Genomic DNA, 15803 nt, shown 5'->3' with positions numbered 1-15803 from the left:
GCCGCCCCGAAGATCGGGACGGCGTTTCCTCGTGGTGGGAGCGGGTTTCAGGCTGCCAGATCGGCGCGGGCCGGTTCCAGCAGCAGTTGCGTGACCCGCAGCTGACGGGCGGCCGCGCGCAGGTCCTTCACGACCTCGGCGACGTCGTGACCCAGGTCGCGGTCAGCACGGGAGGCCAGGTTCGTGGCCTGCGCACCCAACCGTGCGCTGGTCTGCCGGATCTCGTCGACCGCGGCGCGCAACTCGTCGACCGTCAGCGGGGTGGTCATGAACGCCAGGCCAGCGTCGTCAGCATCTCCTTGCCGCGTTCGGCACTGCGCGGCGCGCTGAGCACGTCGTAACGGCCGCCCACGAGCTGGGTGACCGAGGCGAAGTCACGACGCCCGCCGGTCGCCTTGTAGCGGACGGCGGCGCTCGCGAGGCCGAAGACCGTACCGAAGACGAGACCCGCGATGATCGGTGCGAGGGCGCCGCCGGTCGAGAAGAAACCGAGCAGCAGACCCACGAACAGACCGAACCAGGCACCCGACGCGGCACCCGCGCCGAGGACGCGGCCCCAGGTCAGGCGGCCGGTGACGCGTTCGACGATCATCGGCTCGACGCCGACGATGGTGACGTCCGCGACCGGGAAGTCGTTGTCCGCCAGGTGGTCCACAGCCCGCTGGGCCTCTTCGTAGGTCCCGTAGGAACCGATGGGCCAGCCGGTGGGCGGAGTGGGCAGTGCGTTGACGCCCGTGGAATTTGCTCCCGTGGCGAACGGAGTCGCGGTGGTCATTTCCAACACCTCCGAATTGCGATCCCTACACCCGTTATTACGAACGCGGGCCCTCGGTTGTTCCCAAAGTTGAGCTGATGTGACTCAGCTCCCTGTCGGTTAGCGTGATGTCCAGCGATTCCAGCGTTTTTCCGAGGTCGTCGACCTGAGAATTCTCAGGTTTCTCACCGGCGTGCTCGACGGTGAGCGTCATTCCGACCAGACGGCGGCTCAGCCCCGGTTCCAGACGCATGACGACGAGCTGGCGGCTGAACGGCGACCGCTCGTGCGTGGCGACGTAGTAGTTGGAGGCCATGTAGTCGACGGGCCGCTGTTCGACGTCGGTCTCGAACGCGTGCTGCCGCTCCCAGCCGTCCGCCGTCTGCTTCTCCAGCACCCAGCGGCTGTCCTCGCGCCGCAGCCGGTGCGGCCATCCGGCCTGGTCCACGATCGCGCCGTCGACCAGCGGCATCGGGTGCAGCATTCCGGCACCGAACCCGACGTCCATGAGCTGGTCGTCGACGATGGACATGAAGTGCGTGCGCGGCCCGGTCTTCACCCGGCTCATCTGCCTGTTGACGGTGTGCCCGAGGCGTTCCAGCACGGCCGTGAACAGCAGCTGGTGCTCGAAGCAGTAGCCGCCCCGGCGTCGTCGGAGCATCTTGTCCTGGATGTCACCGAGGTCGAGGGACGGCACCTGGCCGAGCAGCACGTCGATGTTCTCGAAAGGAATGGCGCGCACGTGCGCTTCGTGCAACTCCGTCAGCGAACTCGAAGCCGACGTCCCCGTGCGCGCGAAGTACGCGTCCAAATCAACCAATTCCGTCTGCCACATGGCCGTCCCCCTGAACTCGTTGCCACTCTTCTTTTGTCAGCGCGTACTCGACCTCTCCGTATTCCGCGCCGGGCAACGGGTCGGGGAAGTCGACGTGGAACGTGCGGACGTGCCGCAGCCCGCACTTCTCCATCACGCGCCGAGAGCCGGCGTTGACGAACATCGTGGTGGCGACCACGCGCCGCACTCCGCCCGTCGTGAACCCGCGTGCGATCAGGGCCCTCCCGCCCTCCGTGGCGTAGCCCAGGCCCCAGAACTCGCGACGCAGCCGGTAGCCGAGCTCGACCTCGTCGGTCCCCTTGAACTCGAACCAGCCGACGAACCGGCCGCTGTCCTTCTCGCAGGCCGCGTAGAAGCAGTCGCCGAGATAGCTCTCGACCGGGGCCGGGTCGAGGAACCGCATGACCTCGGGGTCGGCGTGCAGCGCGCGCAACGAGTCCACATCGGACTCCGCGAGCGGGCGCAGCGTCAGTCGTTCCGTTTCCACGAGGAGATCGTGCCGCACTTGAGCGAGACGAAGGCGAGCGCCCAGCCGCCCGAAGCTCACCACCAGCACCGCCGTGACGACCAGGAAGCCCATGATCATCCACAGCAGGTGTTGGCCGGGTCGAGCGGTTGATCGCGATGCCCTTGAAGACGTCGGGCAGTGCTGAGCGCGGACTACCTCGCCAACATTCCGAGTCGCACCATTAGGAAGGGTTCTGCGGCGTGATCGTCTCCAGGACGTTCCCGGCGGCGTCGCGCACGACCACGCGGGCGTCGGGGTGGCGGTCGAGCAGCTTCGCGGCCAGCACGAACGTGCCGTTGCCCAGCGTCGCGGGCACGTCGGCCGTGCCGGGACTGGTGTAGGTGATCGAGGCGACGCGAGGGTCGAGGACCAGGCCGATGGCCGCGGCGCTGGTGCTGCCGCCGTCGTAGTACTCCCCCTGCTCGTTCACCTTGTAGGGCTTGAAGTCGTAGAACGCCGTCTTCCCCGCGATGGTCTGGCCGCGGTACTCGTCCAGGTCGTCCAGGTCGAACACCGTGCCGGGCGTCGGGTCGCGGTCGGCGTCACGGCAGTAGAACAGCAGGTCGCCGAACCGGCCGGTGATCATCGTGTCGGTGGCGCTGACCTTGGCCGTGAGGCCGTGCGCGAACTGGTCGGGGTCCGGGACCGCCCTGCCCTTCAGGCAGGCGCCGAACCGTGTGGTCTCCGCCGTGTCGCGGGCGGCGGGCGGCAGCGGGCGGTCCACGACGGACGCGGAGGGCTTCGGAACGCCCCGCACGGCGAACTCCTCGCCGTTGACCAGTGCCTTCGTGCCGGTTTCCGCCTTCTGGAAGCCGCTGGGCGCGAGGAACAGGCCGTCCACGAGGGCGGGGAGCGTGTTGTTCTGGCCGGAGCCAGCGATCCGGGACAGGCTCAGGAACTTCACGTCGGAGGAGACGATGCCCGCCATGGCGCCGGTCGGGGTGGTGAAGAGGATCTCCACCTGGCGCGACCCCTCGGGCACGGCGGGGTTCGGTGCGGAGATCGTCGTCGTGGTCGCGGTGTTCGCGCAGAAGAAGACGCCGGCCGCCGTGCGGAACGCGGTGAGCACCGTGCCGTTCTTGTGGCTGGTCGCCATCGGCGTCCATTCGGAGGCGGGCGTGTGGGCCGTGGCCGCGGCGGCGCAGCGGGCCAGCACGTCGGGGTCGACCTTGTCGCGTTCGACGTGGTTGACGATCCCGCGGTCCTTGCCGACGAACTCGCCGTTGTGCTGCATGGGCGGGCCTGCGACGTCGGCGGAGCTGCCGAGCAGCGCCTGGCTGGCGAACACGGCGCCCGCGGCGAGCATGCTCACGCCGGCGGCGATCAGGATCGGCCTGCCGTTGCGGGCGGTGGGGCTCATGCCTTCGGAGAGACGCTGACGGGCGCGCATGCGGACGTCGTCGGGCAGCGCGCGGTGTTCGGGCAGCTGGTCGATCACGGGGTGTCCTCGGGGGTCAGGTCGCGCAGCCGGGCGCGGGTGCGGGAGACGCGGGCGCGGACGCTCGACTCGGTGATGCCGAGGAGCGCGGCGGCGTCGGCGGTGGACATGTCGCCCAGCAGGCAGAGCTGGGCGATCTCGCGTTCGGAGGCCGGCAGCTTCGCGATCGCGGCCACCACGGCGGCGAGGCGACGTTGCGCGTCGGTGCGGGCGGCGACCTCGTCGGCGTGGTCGCGTTCGTCCTGCGGGGTCAGCTTGGTGACCAGCCGCAGGGCTCTGCGCGAGGCCCGCCACTCGGTGCGGGCGCGGTTCGCGGTCACCGTGTAGAGCCACGGCAGCGCCGAGTCGCGCACCAGCTGGGCGTCGCCGCGTTTGCGCCACGCGGTCAGGAACGTCGCGGAGAGCAGGTCCTCGGCCTGCGACCAGGAGGCCGTCAGCCGGTAGGCGTAGTTCCAGACCGCTTCGGCGTGGCGTTCGAAGAGCTCGGTGAACGCGGCGTGGTCGCCTTTCGCGATCTGCTCCCAGAGGCGCGTGTCGGGCGGCCCGACGTTCGCACGCTCGGTCGTCTCAGTCATCACACTCCGCCTGGGGCCGTCACGGCCCAGTGTGCTGCGTGACGCGCGTCACCCGGCGCTGGGGAGCCGCCCCTCATTCGAGGCGCGAATGACACCGATGGCAAGATCTTCGCCGTGCCGATCGAGCAGCAGCAGCCCGGCAATGTCGAGGCGGAGACCCAGGTGTTCGCGAAGATCATGATCCCCGAGCAGGACCCGGCGACCATTCCCGGCGTACCTCCGGTGACGCCCGCCCCCGTGGCGGCCACTCCACCGACCCCCGCTCCAGCGGCTACTACCGCGGCGCAGGAACGTCGGTCCAAGTCGCTGACCCGGCGGTTGGCCCGCCGGATCCTCGGCCCGACCTTGATGACGAAGAAATAGGCCCAGCGAACCTAGCGGTCGGGGACCTGACCCAAGCCTCCGCAGACCCGGCAGGCGGTCCGGTCCTCGTTGAGCCCAGAACCAAGGCAACGGCTGCACTCCTTCACAGAAGAACAGTGTCCGCTTCTACTCCGAGTGGGGGCAGCCGCCAAGCAGGCACCCTCCCGGCAATAATGGGTGACCCCCAGCGTTCACGCTCGGTGATCAAGCCTGGGTGGACGGTCCGGCTGGAATCTCGTTGGCACGTGCGACATTGCCTGTGACGATGCCTCTGTTTTCCCCATGCGGAAGCTTCCACCAGCCGGAGCACCCGCGTGGGCACGGGTGCGACATCTCGTGCAGCACAAGGCCTTCCGGACCGGGGACGGGTTGTTGCCATGACATCGTTCCGGACCCCGCGCAGAGCAGGCAGGTGTCCTCTTCACACTCCACACCTGTGAGTACTCCACAGGGGACACTTCGGGCAATCGCTGGATCGAGGGGAGATCACCGATGGCAGTCGCGGTCGTGACGGGAGCGGGTTCCGGGGTGGGGCGCGCGGCGGCGCGAACCCTGCTGGTGGCGGGGTTCCAGGTCGCTTTGGCAGGCAGGCGCGAGGACGCGTTGACCGAGACGGGAGAGGGCTTTCCCGACTCCGCTCTCGTCGTGCCGACCGATGTGTCGCGTGAGGACTCGGTCGTCGCGTTGTTCGGGGCGGTGGTGGCGCGCTTCGGTCGTGTGGACGTGTTGTTCAACAACGCCGGGATGAACGTACGCGCGACGCCGATCGAGGAGTTCAGCCTGAGCGCGTGGGAGAAGGTCGTCGGGGTGAACCTGACGGGCGCGTTCCTGTGCGCCCGCGAGGCGTTCAAGGTGATGAAGGCCCACGGCGGTGGCCGGATCATCAACAACGGGTCGATCTCGGCGTCGGTGCCGCGTCCGCACGCGGTGGCGTACAACGCGACCAAGCACGCGATGACCGGGCTGACCAAGTCGTTGTCGCTGGAGGGCCGCGCGCACGACATCGCGTGCGGGCAGATCGACATCGGCAACGCGGCGACGGAGATGACCGAACGGATGGGCGCCGGCGTGCTGCAGGCGAACTTCGAGGTCAGGCCGGAGCCGACGTTCGACGTGCAACACGTGGCCGATGCCGTGCTGTACCAGGCTCAGTTGCCGCTCAACGCCAACGTGCAGTTCATGACCGTGATGGCGACGTCGATGCCCTACATCGGGAGGGGCTGAGCCTGGTAGAGGCCGCCGCCGCGTTCCAGCAGACCGAGGTCGACCAGGTAGCGGCGGAGGGTGACGTGGTCGAGCTCTCCCCCGTCGCACCAGGCTTTCAGCCGCTCGTTGATCTCCTTCTCCTCGTAGTAGGTCTGCGGGGTGAAGGCGTGCGAGGCGACGTGTTCGAGGATCTTGCGGCGGCGTTCGTGCGCGACGGGCAGCGAAATGAGCTTGTCGCCGCGTACGAACGGCGCGAGCCCGCCCGCGGGCATCGACTCGGTGAGCGTGGCCGCGAGCGGCTTGAGATCGGCAGGCCGGGCCGGTTCCCCTTCGACCAGCCCGGCCTCGCGGAGCTTGCTCAGCGCGGTACCGGCGTCCTTGACCTTGAGTCCGGAGGCGGCGGCGATGTCGGCCAGCGTTCCCGCGCCGAGGACGACGGCGGCGAACGCCCTGAGCCTCGTGGGTTCGGCCAACGCGCGCACGACGGATTCCGGAGTGGTCATGCCTGCGAACCTAACGCCGCCGTCCACCCGTTTTCAGCGGGAAGGCGCGCCCTGCCAGTCCTGCCTCATCGGCCCACCAGGCCCTCGGCCATGACGTCGGCGAGGTAGCCCTCGAAGTCGGGTGTGTCCGGTTCGAGCACGTGCCGCACCCACGCGGAGCGTTCGTGGGCCAGCGGCGGAAGCTCCCAGACGCAGCCGATGAGGTCCTTCGGGATGACCGTGAAGTGTGTGAGGTCCGGGTCGGTCGAGCCGAGGAACGGCTGGTCACCGGACACGGCGGTGCGGCAGTGCAGGACGTTGTCCCAGACCCAGTTGTAGGCGTTGAGGTACATGCCCGCGGCGCTGCGGTGCAGGACGGTGACCGTGGCGGGCGGGGTCGGGTCGTCGAAGTCCGGGTAGATCTTCGGCAGGAACGCGTAGGCGGCCGCGCGGATGTCGTCGGTGATCTCCAGCCCAGGAGTGACCACCTCGTACCGCTTGACGTGTCTGCCCGCGACGACCAGCGGTTCCCTGACCGCCAGCTCCTTCTCGTAGAAAGCCATGGGTCGAACGTATGAGCTAACCCTGACAGGGTGTGTCAGTGTATCCGCGTGCGTGCGAGCCGGTTGGTGTCCGTGCTGCTCCTTCTCCAGGCCAAGGGCCGGATGACGGCGCAGGCGCTGGCCGATGAGCTGGAGGTGTCGGTCCGCACGATCTACCGCGACGTGGAGTCGCTGCACGCGGCCGGAGTGCCGCTCTACGGCGACGCGGGCCCGTCCGGCGGCTACCAGCTGCTCGACGGCTACCGCACTCGGCTGACCGGGCTGACCGAGCAGGAGGCGGAGTCGCTGTTCCTGGCCGGGCTGCCGGGCCCGGCGGCGGACCTGGGACTCGGCGACGCGGTGTCGGCGGCGCAGCTCAAGCTGATGGCGGCGTTGCCGTCGTCGATGCGCGACCGGGCCTCCCACATGGCGACGCGCTTCCACCTCGACGCGCCCGCCTGGTACTACGACCCGGAACGCTCGCCGTTCCTGGGCCTGGTCGCGGACGCGGTGTGGCGCGAGCGGCTGCTGGAGGTCAGCTACCGGCGATGGCGCGCGCCCGAGGACGTCACGCGCGTGCTGCGGCCGTTGGGTCTCGTGCTGAAGGCCGGCCGCTGGTACCTGGTCGCGCAGGGCAGCACGCGGATCTCCACGTACCGGGTGTCGCAGATCCAGGCGGCCGCCGTGCTGGACGAGACCTTCGAACGGCCGGACGCGTTCGACCTGGCGGCGCACTGGACGGCGTCGCTGGAGGACTTCCAGGCGCGCCAGTACACGGGTTCAGCGGTCATCAGGCTGTCGGCGCGGGGCTGGGAGTCGTTCTCGTCGCACGTGCTGCCGGTGGTGGCGCGGGCGGCCGAGGAGTCCGCTGTGGACGACGGCGAGGGCGTGCGGGTGACGATCCCGATCGAGTCTCTGGCTCACGCGACCGGGATGTTGCTGCGGATGGGCGGCGAGGTCGAGGTGCTGGAACCAGCGGAGCTGCGCGAGCAGGTTACGGCGGCGGTGCGCGCGTTGGCGTCGATCTACCTGGGGTGACCGAACCTCGCGAGGTGGTGCCACAGGTGCTTCACGACCTGCGGTGGCGCCTCGGCGGCTTCCAGGAGGTCCGGGGTGATGACCCCGTCCCGCGCGATCGCGAGTCCTAGTGCGACGGACTCGGGTGTGCGGTAGTCCGCGTGCCGCAGGAGGTCCTGTGTGGACAGCCGGAAGCCCTGGTGGTGCTCGACCGGGCAGGGCAGGTCCACGTCGGGGAAGGTCGGGTCCAGCACGAGGGCTTCGACGTCGTCGAGCGTCACGGGGCCGTGGACGTGGGCCTCGATGTAGTTGTCGAGCGCGTCCCGGTCGTCGGTGTCGGCTCGTTCGATGAGCGCGAAGTGGTGCGCGGTGCCGAAGTCGACCGGGTCGAAGACGCTGTCCGGGTAGCAGAACGTCGTGCGGTCGAGCACGTCCTCCTTGAGGCGCAGGTGGGCGGAGCCGAACCTCGGCGCGCCGCCGTGCTCCAGCCCGCGGTGGTTGAGCGCGCCGTACTTGGGCCGGTCGGCGGGGTGCGCGTGGTCGTAGGCGCCGCCGAACAGGCGGCTCTCCCAGTCCCAGCGGGCTCCGCCGGGGTGGGCGGTGAGGCCGCCGTTGCTGGTGCCGGTCTCGAACTGCGAGCGGTAGAGGCCCTCCCGCGCCAGCTTCGCCAGGACGCCGCCACCGGGGTGGAAGTTGAGCGTCACGCGCAGGTCGCGCGGCATCGGTCCACCGGCCGAGCGTGCGGCGACGTGCGCGATCGCCTGCTCAAAGGACACGCGCCAGCTCCCGGTCGTGCACCCGCGCCAACGCCAGCTGCGCGGTTAAAGCCCCCAGCAGGGCCATGAACATGTCCCACTGGGTGTCCCACACGTCGCCCTGCGTCCCGAGGAACTCGTCCGCGGCCGACCCGCCGACAACAGCCGCCAGCCACTCGCCCAGCTCATAGGTGGCGCTGAAAGCCAGGCACACGCAGACGACGAGGAAGAACAACCACCCACCAACCCGAAGCGGCGTCCGGCGCAGCAGGATCTCGCGGGCGAGCAGGGCCGGCACGAACCCCTGCACGAAGTGCGCGAACCGGTCGTAGTGGTTGCGCGCCAGGTCGAGCAGTTCCTGCGCCCAGAACCCGACCGGCACCCGCGCGTAGGTGTAGTGGCCGCCCAGGATCAGGACCAGCGCGTGCAGGAAGATCAGCCGGTACAGCAGCGGCGTCAACGGAAAGCGCCGGTACGTCGCCACCAGGATGGCTCCGCCGATCACGACGGGCGCCACTTCGAGGTACCAGGTCGCGCGGTCGTACGGGCCGATGCCCGAGGCGATCAGGGCGGCGACGGTCAGGCCGAGCAGGACCAACGGCTCGGTGGTGCGCTTGTCATAGCTCACGGATCACCTTGCAGGGGTTGCCGACGGCGAGGACGCGCGGCGGGACGTCGCGCGTGACGACGCTACCGGCTCCGATGACGGCGTCAGCGCCGATCGTGACGCCCGCGCAGACGATGACGCCGCCGCCGAGCCACACGTTGTCGCCGATGACGATGGGCGCGGCGGTCTCGAAGCGCTGGCGGCGGGCCTCGTGGTCCTCGACGGGGTGCAGGGCAGTCAACAACTGGGCGCGGGGGCCGATGGAGACGTCGTCGCCGATGGTGATGGTGGCGCAGTCCATGAGGATGGCGTCGTAGTTGAGGAAGCTGTTGGAGCCCATGTGGATCTGGTAGCCGTAGTCGCACTGGAACCGCGGCATGACCCACGAACCTTCGCCGATGGAGCCGAAGAGCCGAGAGATGACCGAACCAGAGCGGGTGGCGTTGAACTCTTCCACCAACTGCTGTGCGGCCAGCCGTTCCGCGACCAGTTCGGGGTCGGAGTCCTTGTAGAGCCGGCCGGTCATCATCTTCTGCTTCTCGGTGATCACTCGTCGAGAGTGCCCGAACGCAGCAGCGCGCGTGCCCTGGACGCGGCGATCTCCATCAGTGCCACGAGATCCGCGACCTCGAAGCCGGGTGGCGGTTCGACCGCGAGCACCACAGGTGTGGTGGCGGGAGCCACAGGACGAGCGGGCAGCTGACCTGCCACTTCGGCGGAAACCACCACAGGTGTTCTGGTTCCGACGGGGCCGGCGACGCGGTCGCGGAGTGCGTCGAGGAGTTCCTGTTCCGGTTTTCCCTTGAGCAGCAGGAGCACGAACGGGTCGGCGTCGAGCAGCCAGCCGACCTGGAACGCGAGCGCGGCGGCGTGGCGGCAGGTGAGTTCGAAGCTGTCGCAGTCGCAGTCGGGTTCGAGGTCGCCGATGCCGGGCAGCAGGTCCACACCGGACTCTTCGGCGGCGAGGACGAGGTCGCGGGGCATGTCGTTGTCCAGCAGGGCGGCGATGTGGCCCGAGTGTTCGGCGACGCGGTCGAGGAACCGTCCCCATTGGACTTCGGACAACGCGGGGACGCTGACCGTCGTGGTGTAGACGGTGTCGTCGTCGTGGACCTGGGCGTGCAGGCGGCCGGGGCTGACGGTGATCGGGCCGACGACGCCGGCGTGGGCGTAGCGGCGGCCGAGGCGGATGAGGGTGGTGTCGAGCGCGGTGTCCTCGAGGGCCTTCACCCAGGCCTTGCCCCACCACGTGGTGGCGACGCGGCGTTTCACCTTGGGGAACGCGGCGAATCCGCGGGCGGTCACTGGGCACTCCTGAGTTGGACGAGTTCGGCGAGTTCGGCGTCGGTGAGTTCGGTGAACCCGGCCTCTCCCCCGTGCAGGACGGCGTCGGCGAGGTCGCGTTTGTCCTGCAGGAGTGCGGCGATGCGTTCCTCGACGGTGCCTTCGGTGACGAGCTTGTGCACCTGGACGGGTCTGGTCTGGCCGATGCGGTAGGCGCGGTCGGTGGCCTGGTCCTCGACGGCGGGGTTCCACCAGCGGTCGAAGTGGATGACGTGGTCGGCGCGGGTGAGGTTGAGGCCGGTGCCCGCGGCCTTCAAGGACAACAGGAAGACGGGGGCGCGGCCGTTCTGGAAGTCGTCGACCATCTGTTCGCGCTGGGGCACGGGGGTGCCGCCGTGCAGGAACCGGGTGGGCTGCTTGATGTGCTGCTCCAGCAGCCGGGCCATGGCGACGTACTGGGTGAAGATCAGCGCGGAGCCGTCCTCGGCGACGATGGTGTCGAGCAGTTCGTCGAGCAGGTCGAGCTTGCCGGAGGTGCCCTGCAGCGTGGGATGGCCGAGGTAGTGCGACGGGTGGTTGCAGATCTGCTTGAGCCCGGTCAGGAGCTTGAGCACGAGACCGCGCCGGGCCATGCCGTCGGAGCCGGCGATCTGGTCGAGGGTCTCCCTGGTCAGCGCCTCGTACAGCGCCGCCTGCTCGACGCCGAGCGAGACGTACCGGTCGGTCTCGGTCTTGGCGGGCAGTTCGGGGGCGACGCCGGGGTCGGACTTGCGGCGGCGCAGCAGGAACGGCCGCACGACCTTGGCGAGGGTGTCGTCGGGTTCGGGCCAGCGGGTGCGGAACGCGCGGTGCGTGCCGAGCAGGCCCGGTGTCGTCCAGTCCAGGACGGCCCAGAGTTCGGACAGCGAGTTCTCCACGGGCGTGCCGGACAACGCGACGCGGGCCGCGGCCGGGATCGAGCGCAGGGCCTTGGCGGTGCCGGAGTGCGGGTTCTTGACGTGCTGGGCCTCGTCGGCGACGACCATGCCCCACTCGTGGCCGCGCAGCGCCTCTGCGTCCAGGCGCATGGTGCCGTAGGTGGTGAGGACGACCCCGCGAGTCGCGAGCGTCCGTTGTGGACCGTGGTAGCGGCTGACGGACACTCCTGGAGCGAAGCGGTGGATCTCGCGTTCCCAGTTGCCGAGCAGCGACGCCGGGCACACGACCAGCGTCGGGCGTTCGTCGGCGCGGTGCAGGTGCAGGGCGATGAGGGTGATGGTCTTGCCCAGGCCCATGTCGTCGGCGAGGCAGGCACCGAGCCCGAGGCCGGTCATGTGGGCGAGCCAGCGCAGGCCGTGCAACTGGTAGTCCCGCAGTCGTGCCCGCAAGGCAGCGGGCTGGAGGAACTGCGGAATGGTCGTGATGGCCGTGGTGAGGCTGTGCGGGGCGACCTCGACGTGCTCGCCGTCGATGATCGCCACGCCGGTGAGGGCCGCGGTGACGGCCTGGACCGCGGTGAGCGGCTTGAGCTGCTGGCGGACCTTCTTCTTGAGCTTCGGGTCGATCAGCACCCACTGGTCGCGCAGCTTCACGATCGGCCGGGACGCCTCGGCGATCACGTCCATCTCGGCCTCGGTCAGCTCCTCGCCGCCGAGCGCGAGCCGCCAGTCGAACGTGAGCAGGTCGCCTGCCTGGAACCGGCCGCCGGCCTCGCCGATGACGGCTTTCGCGGACAGCGTGGTGGCGATGTCGCGGGGCCAGTGGACCTCGATGTCGGTGCCGAGAAGTTCGGCGACCTCGCCGTCGGTGAGCTCGGCCTGGTCGAGCAGGCGTTGCAGCGGCGGCCAGTTGACGCGGGCCATCGCCCTGATGGCGTCGAGCTCGCGGCCGGAGCCGCGCACGTCCTGCGGGTAGGGGTCGGTGATGGCGCGGACCTGCACGATCGCGCGGAACCGCAGGTCGTCGGTGGTCTCGATGCGCAGCGAGAGCTTGATCTGCTCGTCGGCCCACGCCTTGAGCTCGGAGACGTCGTGCGGTTCGGTGCCCGCGAACGGTCCCTCGCCGGTGCGGGGCAGCGTGTCGGCGACGGCGTCGAGGAACCCGCGGAGCTCGTCGTAGTCGCCGTGCGCGGCGAGTTGGCGCAGGTGGAGCTCGTCGGCGTGGTCGAGCGGTCCGACGCGCCAGGTGTCGTGGCCGCCGGCCGTCACGCCGGGCACGATCCGGCCGCGCGCGACGAGAGCGAGGGCCGTCGCGGCGGCCACTGTCCAGTAACCGTCGTCGTTGAGCACGTCCGGTAAGGCTTCGAGCAGGGGTTTTCCGTGGAGCTGGCCGAATCTGGGCGGGTCGGCAGGCACGAACATACTCTGTACCGTACACCATACGGTACGATAGGGTGGCGCTCGTGATCGAACACACGGGCAGCGGTGACCCGGCGCGGACGCTGGCGTTGCTGTGGCGCACCCAGGAACGCGTGTCACGCAAGGGCAAGCCGGACCTGAGCGTGGACCGGATCGTGCGGGCGGGCATCGGCCTGGCCGACGCGGACGGGCTCAAGGCGCTGTCGATGCGGCGCGTGGCCGAGTCGCTGGGCGTGGGGACGATGTCGCTCTACACCTACGTGCCGGGCAAGGGCGAGTTGATCGACGTCATGGTCGACACCGTGCAGGCCGCGACCGGGCGTGAGGCGGCCGAGGGCTGGCGGGAGCATCTCGCGTACGTGGCGCGGGAGAATCTGACGCTCTACCGGCGGCATCCGTGGTTGTTGCAGGTCGCGCCGTCCCGCACGGTCCTGGGCCCGCAGGTGGCGGCCAAGTACGACTTCGAGCTGCGCGGCCTGGAGGGCGTCGGCCTGTCGGACGTGGAGATGGACTCGGTGCTCAACCTCGTGCTGGGGCACGTGCAGAACTCGGCGCGGGGCCTGACGGCGGCCGCGGTGACCGAGAAGGAAACAGGATTGACCGACCAGCAGTGGTGGGACGCGGCAGCGCCGGTCCTGATGACCGTGTTCGACCCGGCCCGCTTCCCGGTGGCGGCACGCGTGGGCGGCGCGGTCGGCGAGGCGCACCAGAGCGCGTTCAGCCCGGAGCACTCGTTCGAGTTCGGGCTGGAGATGATCCTGGACGGCGTCAATCGGCTGATCGAGTCGCGTCGGCTGTAACTGCTGAGTGACACCTTGCGGGATGCGTCGTTAATTCCCACACGGTGTCATCGAGGTGCCTACAGTTACGCCACGCCGATCAACTTCACCGCTGGGAGGCCCGCTCGTGGTGATCGACTCGCAGCCCCGGCAGGCGCTGGTGCGCCGCGTCACCGGTCTGGCGCGGTCGACCCCGGGACGGCTGAGCCTGATCGTCGTCGTGCTGGTCGTGGCGAGCCTCGCGAGCGGGTGGCTGACGACGTGGAGCGTGGACCGCCAGGAGCGGGCGCTGGAGGACCTGGCGACCAGATCGGAGCCTCTCGCGCACGCGGCGCAGGAGGTCTACCGGGCGTTGCAGGACGCGGACGCGACGGCGGCGAGCGCGTTCCTGTCCGGCGGACTGGAACCCTCCCAGCTGCGGGAACGCTACGAGAAGGACATCGCGCAGGCGCAGGCGGCGCTGTCGGTGGCGACGGCCTCCTCCCCCGACCTGACGGCGACGCTGGCGGCGCAGCTGCCGGTCTACACGGGACTCATCGAGACGGCGCGCACGAACAACCGGCAGGGTTTCCCGGTCGGCGCGGCCTATCTGCGTGAGGCGTCGGGGTTGATGCGCACGCAGCTGCTGCCGGCGGCGCAGGAGCTGTACCGGGCGGAGACCGACCGGGTGTCGCGCGCGCAGGACGAGGCGGACTTCCCCTGGGGTTCGGTCGGGGTGGCGCTGGCGTTCGTGATCGCGCTGGTGCTCACGCAGCGGTATCTGACCCGCAGGACGAACCGGCTGCTCAACGTCGGCCTGCTGGTGGCCACGGGCGCGGCGGCGGTGTCGTTGCTGTGGGTGACGACGGTGTCGGTGCTGGTCATGAACGACGTGTCGGACTCGCGGGCGGCCTCGCAGAAGGTCGACGTGCTGGCGCAGGCGCGGATCGCGACCCTCACCGCACGCGGCGAGGAGACGCTGACGCTGGTCGCGCGCGGTGCGGGCCAGACCTACGAGAAGAACTTCGTCGAGGTCTCCGAACGGCTGGAGGGCCTGCTCGACCAGGCCACGCGCCTGGGCGACACCGAGGCCGTCGACCAGGCGATGCGGCAGTTCCGGCAGTGGCAGCAGGTCCACCAGCGCATCCGCGAGGCCGACGACGCCGGTCAGTACAACGACGCGGTGGCGCTGATCGACAACCCGTACTTCGACTCGCTCGACGAGTCCCTGGTGCGTGCGATCGGGGAGGCGCGGCAGGACTTCAGCGACGAGGTGGCGGTGGCGCGGGCGTCGCTGGCGGGCACGGTGGTCGGGGTGCTGGTGCTCGCGGTGATCGGCGCGGCGGGGTCGGCGATGGGGTTGTGGCAGCGGCTCAAGGAGTACAGGTGAGGCGACTGGCGTTGGCGGCGGTGATGCTGCTCGGAGCGTGTTCGGCGGGTCCGGCGCCCAGCGAGGTCGTGCCGCGCAGTGCCGTGGCACCGCAACCGGCGAACGCGAGCACGGTCTCCGCGGCGCCGAGCAGTGCGGCGAACCCGCCGCCGTCGTGTGACGCGACGGCGAGCCTGCGACCGGGCCCGTTGCCCGCGGCCGGGCAGATGCCGCCGGGGTCGACGATGGCGAAGATCGCGCAGCGGGGCCGGTTGATCGCCGGGGTGGACCAGAACTCGTACCTGATGGGGTTCCGCAACTCCTTCAGCGGCGAGATCGAGGGTTTCGACGTCGACGTGGCGCGGCAGATCGCGAAGGCCGTGTTCGGTGACGAGAAGAAGGTGCAGTTCAAGGTCGTCACGGCGGCCGAGCGGATTCCGATGCTGCAGAGCGGCGCGGTCGACGTCGTGGTCCGCACGATGACGATCACCTGCGACCGGCTCAAGGACGTGGACTTCTCCCAGGTCTACTACCAGGCGGGGCAGCGGGTGCTGGTGCGCCGCAACTCCGGCATCACCGGGGTGGAGAGCCTGGCGGACAAGCGGGTGTGCGTGGCGTCGGGGTCGACGTCGCTGGGCAACGTGGTGAACCGGGTGAAGACGACGGTGAGCGTGCCGAACTGGACGGACTGCCTGGTGATGCTGCAACAGGGGCAGACCGACGCGATCTCGACCGACGACACGATCCTGGCGGGGCTGGCGGCGCAGGACCCGTACACCGAGGTCGTGGGGTCGAGGTTCACCGACGAGTCGTACGGCGTGGGCGTGCCGAAGGGGCAGGAGGACCTGGTCCGGTTCGTCAACGGCGTGCTGGAACGGATGCGCACCGACGGCACGTGGGGCGGGATCTACCGGCGGTGGCTCACCCCGCTGGGTCCGGCACCAACGCCGCCCGTCGCGCGTTATCGGGACTAG

19 protein-coding genes are annotated in these 15803 nt (G+C 69.8%); 6 read left to right on the top strand and 13 right to left on the bottom strand.

What is annotated here, in order from left to right:
* Positions 1 to 47: 47 nt before the first annotated feature.
* The 6 genes from BM417_RS33845 to BM417_RS33820 all read right to left on the bottom strand — a co-directional run bounded on the left by BM417_RS33845 (position 48) and on the right by BM417_RS33820 (position 4110).
* Positions 48 to 269, bottom strand: coding sequence for a hypothetical protein (locus BM417_RS33845; protein ID WP_093602958.1), 222 nt, complete (start codon positions 267 to 269; stop codon positions 48 to 50).
* Positions 266 to 775: a general stress protein gene (locus BM417_RS33840; RefSeq protein WP_093602956.1), complete on the bottom strand. Its 510-nt coding sequence runs from the start codon at positions 773 to 775 to the stop codon at positions 266 to 268. Before BM417_RS33840 ends, BM417_RS33845 begins: the two co-directional genes overlap by 4 nt.
* A gap of 37 nt (positions 776 to 812) precedes the next feature.
* Positions 813 to 1589: an arylamine N-acetyltransferase family protein gene (locus tag BM417_RS33835; RefSeq protein WP_093602954.1), complete on the bottom strand. Its 777-nt coding sequence runs from the start codon at positions 1587 to 1589 to the stop codon at positions 813 to 815.
* Positions 1567 to 2076 (bottom strand): GNAT family N-acetyltransferase, encoded by a 510-nt coding sequence (locus BM417_RS33830; protein WP_281251389.1) that lies wholly within the window; start codon positions 2074 to 2076, stop codon positions 1567 to 1569. Before BM417_RS33830 ends, BM417_RS33835 begins: the two co-directional genes overlap by 23 nt.
* 202 nt (positions 2077 to 2278) lie before the next feature.
* The gene (locus BM417_RS33825; protein WP_093602952.1) at positions 2279 to 3535 is read right to left on the bottom strand and encodes a hypothetical protein; all 1257 of its coding nucleotides are present in this window, start codon (positions 3533 to 3535) and stop codon (positions 2279 to 2281) included.
* Positions 3532 to 4110, bottom strand: a complete 579-nt coding sequence (locus tag BM417_RS33820) for an RNA polymerase sigma factor (protein ID WP_093602950.1) — start codon at positions 4108 to 4110, stop codon at positions 3532 to 3534. The genes BM417_RS33825 and BM417_RS33820 overlap by 4 nt, the downstream gene beginning before the upstream one ends.
* Before the next feature lie 114 nt (positions 4111 to 4224).
* Here BM417_RS33820 and BM417_RS33815 point away from each other — a divergent pair, with 114 nt between their 5' ends.
* Both BM417_RS33815 and BM417_RS33810 read left to right on the top strand, forming a co-directional pair.
* Positions 4225 to 4473, top strand: a complete 249-nt coding sequence (locus tag BM417_RS33815; RefSeq protein WP_093602948.1) for a hypothetical protein — start codon at positions 4225 to 4227, stop codon at positions 4471 to 4473.
* A gap of 492 nt (positions 4474 to 4965) precedes the next feature.
* Positions 4966 to 5697 carry an SDR family oxidoreductase gene (locus BM417_RS33810; protein WP_093602946.1) on the top strand — a complete coding sequence of 244 codons (732 nt, stop codon included), beginning with the start codon at positions 4966 to 4968 and terminating at the stop codon, positions 5695 to 5697.
* Here BM417_RS33810 and BM417_RS33805 read toward each other — a convergent pair.
* Positions 5679 to 6182, bottom strand: coding sequence for a DUF2087 domain-containing protein (locus BM417_RS33805; RefSeq protein ID WP_093602944.1), 504 nt, complete (start codon positions 6180 to 6182; stop codon positions 5679 to 5681). The genes BM417_RS33810 and BM417_RS33805 overlap by 19 nt on opposite strands.
* A 65-nt stretch (positions 6183 to 6247) precedes the next feature.
* Complete coding sequence (locus BM417_RS33800) at positions 6248 to 6724, bottom strand: hypothetical protein (RefSeq protein ID WP_093602942.1); 477 nt, start codon at positions 6722 to 6724, stop codon at positions 6248 to 6250.
* A 48-nt stretch (positions 6725 to 6772) separates the two neighbouring features.
* Between BM417_RS33800 and BM417_RS33795 the strand changes: the two genes are divergently transcribed.
* The gene (locus BM417_RS33795; protein ID WP_093602940.1) at positions 6773 to 7741 is read left to right on the top strand and encodes a helix-turn-helix transcriptional regulator; all 969 of its coding nucleotides are present in this window, start codon (positions 6773 to 6775) and stop codon (positions 7739 to 7741) included.
* Here the strand turns inward: BM417_RS33795 and BM417_RS33790 are convergent.
* The 5 genes from BM417_RS33790 to BM417_RS33770 are packed head-to-tail and all read right to left on the bottom strand — an operon-like array spanning position 7729 to position 12705.
* The gene (locus BM417_RS33790; protein WP_093603387.1) at positions 7729 to 8442 is read right to left on the bottom strand and encodes a DUF3626 domain-containing protein; all 714 of its coding nucleotides are present in this window, start codon (positions 8440 to 8442) and stop codon (positions 7729 to 7731) included. The two genes, BM417_RS33795 and BM417_RS33790, sit on opposite strands and share 13 nt — an antisense overlap.
* A gap of 43 nt (positions 8443 to 8485) precedes the next feature.
* Positions 8486 to 9103, bottom strand: coding sequence for a DUF2238 domain-containing protein (locus BM417_RS33785; RefSeq protein WP_218164649.1), 618 nt, complete (start codon positions 9101 to 9103; stop codon positions 8486 to 8488).
* Positions 9093 to 9632 carry a sugar O-acetyltransferase gene (locus BM417_RS33780; protein ID WP_093602938.1) on the bottom strand — a complete coding sequence of 180 codons (540 nt, stop codon included), beginning with the start codon at positions 9630 to 9632 and terminating at the stop codon, positions 9093 to 9095. The genes BM417_RS33785 and BM417_RS33780 overlap by 11 nt, the downstream gene beginning before the upstream one ends.
* On the bottom strand, positions 9629 to 10387 hold the full coding sequence (locus tag BM417_RS33775; RefSeq protein WP_093602936.1) for an SWIM zinc finger family protein: 759 nt from the start codon (positions 10385 to 10387) through the stop codon (positions 9629 to 9631). Before BM417_RS33775 ends, BM417_RS33780 begins: the two co-directional genes overlap by 4 nt.
* Positions 10384 to 12705, bottom strand: coding sequence for a DEAD/DEAH box helicase (locus BM417_RS33770; RefSeq protein ID WP_093602934.1), 2322 nt, complete (start codon positions 12703 to 12705; stop codon positions 10384 to 10386). The genes BM417_RS33775 and BM417_RS33770 overlap by 4 nt, the downstream gene beginning before the upstream one ends.
* A gap of 41 nt (positions 12706 to 12746) precedes the next feature.
* On the opposite strand from BM417_RS33770, the gene BM417_RS33765 reads away from it, so the two are divergent.
* The 3 genes from BM417_RS33765 to BM417_RS33755 all read left to right on the top strand — a co-directional run bounded on the left by BM417_RS33765 (position 12747) and on the right by BM417_RS33755 (position 15803).
* Positions 12747 to 13502, top strand: a complete 756-nt coding sequence (locus tag BM417_RS33765) for a TetR/AcrR family transcriptional regulator (RefSeq protein WP_218164648.1) — start codon at positions 12747 to 12749, stop codon at positions 13500 to 13502.
* A gap of 106 nt (positions 13503 to 13608) precedes the next feature.
* On the top strand, positions 13609 to 14850 hold the full coding sequence (locus BM417_RS33760; protein WP_143138904.1) for a hypothetical protein: 1242 nt from the start codon (positions 13609 to 13611) through the stop codon (positions 14848 to 14850).
* Positions 14847 to 15803 (top strand): glutamate ABC transporter substrate-binding protein, encoded by a 957-nt coding sequence (locus BM417_RS33755; protein ID WP_245822333.1) that lies wholly within the window; start codon positions 14847 to 14849, stop codon positions 15801 to 15803. Before BM417_RS33760 ends, BM417_RS33755 begins: the two co-directional genes overlap by 4 nt.

Origin of the sequence: Lentzea waywayandensis, from assembly GCF_900115955.1 — a bacterium.
Classification (GTDB): Bacteria; Actinomycetota; Actinomycetes; order Mycobacteriales; family Pseudonocardiaceae; genus Lentzea; species Lentzea waywayandensis.
This window is presented reverse-complemented; position numbering and strand designations above follow the sequence as displayed.